3 protein-coding genes are annotated in these 1,775 nt (G+C 51.3%); 1 reads left to right on the top strand and 2 read right to left on the bottom strand.

From position 1 onward, the window contains the following. The coding region (locus tag RMO35_RS17705) for a tyrosine-type recombinase/integrase (RefSeq protein ID WP_309742695.1) at window positions 1-796 on the top strand (796 nt) is incomplete at its 5' end. A gap of 58 nt (window positions 797-854) precedes the next feature. Here RMO35_RS17705 and RMO35_RS17710 read toward each other — a convergent pair. Both RMO35_RS17710 and RMO35_RS17715 read right to left on the bottom strand, forming a co-directional pair. Beyond that, complete coding sequence (locus tag RMO35_RS17710) at window positions 855-1,001, bottom strand: hypothetical protein (RefSeq protein ID WP_309742697.1); 147 nt, start codon at window positions 999-1,001, stop codon at window positions 855-857. Continuing rightward, a complete protein-coding gene (locus RMO35_RS17715) occupies window positions 973-1,452 on the bottom strand; it encodes an HAD hydrolase-like protein (protein ID WP_309742699.1) in 480 nt (159 codons plus the stop codon). Before RMO35_RS17715 ends, RMO35_RS17710 begins: the two co-directional genes overlap by 29 nt. Window positions 1,453-1,775 lie beyond the last annotated feature (323 nt).

Consider the following 1,775-nt stretch of genomic DNA (forward strand, 5'->3'; position numbering starts at 1 on the left):
CGATCTCGATCGATATGCGGCGATTGAGATTGTATTGAGGTATCGTCGTCACTCGATCGATAAAAAACTGGCACCCAGCACGATTAATGTCCGGCTGGCGGCGATTAAGAGTTTGGTGGACATGGCGCGGAAGCTGGGTAAAACCACGATCGATCTGGCCGATATCGAGAGCATCCCCAGTGAGAGCTATCGCGATACTAGGGGGATTTCTGTCGAACAGTTTAAATCGATGTTGGAGGCAATCGATCCTAGTACGTCGATCGGGATAAGGGATTATGCAATTATGCTGTTATTCTGGGGGAATGCGCTCCGGCGGGGGGAAATTGCCAGTGCGAATATTGAGGATTTTTTGCCCCAGCAGCAGAAGTTGACGGTTTTAGGTAAGGGGAAACGAGCGAAGGTGGCGATCGATCTAACCGATAGCGTGAGTTATGCTGTGGAGGAGTGGCTGAATTTTCATCCCCGTAATGCGCCAGGACAGCCATTGATTACTTCTTTGAGCCACAATTGTTATGGGGCGAGGATTGCTGGGGACAGTATCTATCGGATCGTGCAGGGGTATGCTGAGGCGGCGGGAATCGAGCGGCGGGTATCGCCGCATCGTCTGAGGCATAGTTCGATTACGGCGTTTTTAGATGCTAGTGGGGGTAATCTGCGGGCGGCGCAAGCGTTGAGTCGGCATCGCAATCAGAATACGTTGAATTTGTATGATGATAATCGACGGCAGGAACAAAAGGGTGCCTCTGGGATGCTGGAGGATTTATTGGCGGGGAATGGGGGGAAAACAAGTGACTAAAAGGATAGCTCGAAACCTTTGCCTACTCTTAATCGCTCGAAACTTCCCACTGGCAATTCTAAAGCATGGCAGTGATTTTGGCGGATGTCGTAATCGGTAGATCGGCAAGATCTTGCCAGGGGAATTCTCCAGTTGGATCGAGATAGACAGTGGCACTGCCAGCCCGTCGCCCAGCTTCAAGATCGAATACATAATCTCCCACCATCACCGAGCGATCGTTTGATGCGCTCCAACAAGGGTAGCAATTGCCAAATCCCGTCTGGACTTGGCTTGGGCGGACAACAATGGCGACTAAGGATTACTTCTGTTGGAAAGAATTCAGCTAATCCGCAAGCGGCTAGGGTTGCCTGGGCATTGAGTTTACTATTCCGAGTCAGGATACCGATCCGATCCCCCCGCGAGCGCAATTTAGTCAGGAGTTCTCTGGCACCGACTTGTGCCGTGGCTCGGTGGGCGATATCTAGTTCCAAAGCGTCAAGCTGTTGGTGTAACTGGGCGGCTTGGGCGGTAGGCAGCTCGTTAAGAGCTTCGAGGATGGATCGATCTATCGGTAGCCCTAGAATGCGCTTGATGCCGTCGAAGTCGTGGATACTGATGGTCAGCGTCCCGTCCAGATCGAAAATCCAACAGTCACGTCGCTCGAAGGAAACAGACATCAGGCATAAAGGTCGAGACAATGCTTTCAGCTTACACCAACGAATGTCTCAAAGGGAGTTGCTACCGCCCGCGCTAAATTGACGCAGGTGATTCGGTAAAGCAGACACAGTGTGAATAGGGGAAACAGAAAATGCTCATCCTCCAGGAGGCATTTACACCATAAACTCTTGATACGCTGTCGTGCCGTAGACCATGTTTTTATCGAATGCCGATAATACCTGCTTTTGAGCCGCGTCCGATGCCAGACAACGACATACCAAAGCCGCCACGTCCGATCGACAAATACTGCCAGCCACATGGGTATCTAAGGTCAATACCCCAT

It is taken from the genome of Chamaesiphon sp. OTE_20_metabat_361, assembly GCF_031364565.1.